This is a genomic window from Streptomyces sp. NPDC057654 (assembly GCF_042800135.1).
GTDB lineage: Bacteria > Actinomycetota > Actinomycetes > Streptomycetales > Streptomycetaceae > Streptomyces.
Genome location: NZ_JBHVHQ010001467.1, coordinates 1 through 1,089, shown reverse-complemented (window position 1 = coordinate 1,089; position 1,089 = coordinate 1). Strand labels below are relative to the sequence as shown.

General features: G+C 78.0%; 1 protein-coding gene. It reads right to left on the bottom strand.

The annotated features are described in order from the left end of the window. Positions 1 to 1,089, bottom strand: a 1,089-nt coding sequence (locus ACFU99_RS44415) for an FHA domain-containing protein (protein ID WP_384404587.1), incomplete at both ends; no start/stop codon positions are given.

Sequence of the window (1,089 nt, the reverse complement as noted above, 5' to 3'; positions counted from 1 at the left end):
TCCGTATGTGCCCGCAACCCGGGGGCCGGGCCCCTGCCCGTACGCGCCTGCGGCCTGCACTCCGGGCGTGCCGGTGGCTCCGCCGGGCGCCTGGCCGTAGCCGGCCGTTCCGCTTGCGCCGGGCCTCTGCCCGCGCCCATGTGCGGCCTGGGCCCCGCCGGTAGCCGAGCCCGGCCCTTGTCCGTAACCGGCTGCGCCGCCTGTGCCGGACCCCTGGCTGTAACCAGCCGTGCCGTTTTCCACGGGCCCCTGCTCGTACGCGCCCGCCTGGGCACCGGGTCCGCCCGGTGTCCGGCTGTATCCGGCCGCGCCGGGCCCCTGCCCGTGCGAGCCGTACGTACCCCCGGCCGGCGCCCCAGCCGCGTCGGAGCCGCCCGGCCCGTACCCGGTCGACGGGCCGGAGCCCGGCCCGTACGCGGGCAGCGGGCCGCCGGGGCCGAAGCCCTGGCCCTGTGTGCCGCGGGGCGCGGCGGAGCCGGTCTGGCCGAAGCCCGTGCCGTGCACGGTCGGGGCGGTGGCGGTGACTCCCGGAGGGACATGAGTGCCGCGGGCCGGGGTGCCTGGGTCGGGGGTTTCGGCGGGGGTGTTATCCGGCCAATGATCGTCGCGGGCGAAGGCGCCCGGGGTGACGCGGAGGTGGCCTTCGCCGTCGGGGGTGGCCGGGAGGGTGGCGGTGGAGAGGTCGGGGGCGGCGGTGGGGACGCGGAGGCCCAGGGTGGATTCGCCGACGCGCAGGAGGGACCCGGAGGGGAACGGGACGGGGTGGTCCAGGACGGTGGTGCCGTCGAGCGTGGTGCCGTTCGTGGAGCCCAGGTCGGCGACGGTGACGCGGCCCTCGTCGGTGACCGTGACGGCGCAGTGCAGCCGGGAGACGTCCGGGTCGTCCAGCGGGACGTCCGCATGGGCGGAGCGGCCGATGTCGATGCGCCCGCCGTGCAGCAGATGCACACCACCGGCATCCGGCCCGGCGACCACATGGAGCCGGGCACTGGCGTCGGGGGATCCGGCGGGGAGCACGCCGACGTCCCGGTCCGGGTCGGCCGGGCCCTGCAAGGAGAGCACCGCGCCGTCGACCAGCGGGGGCTCGCC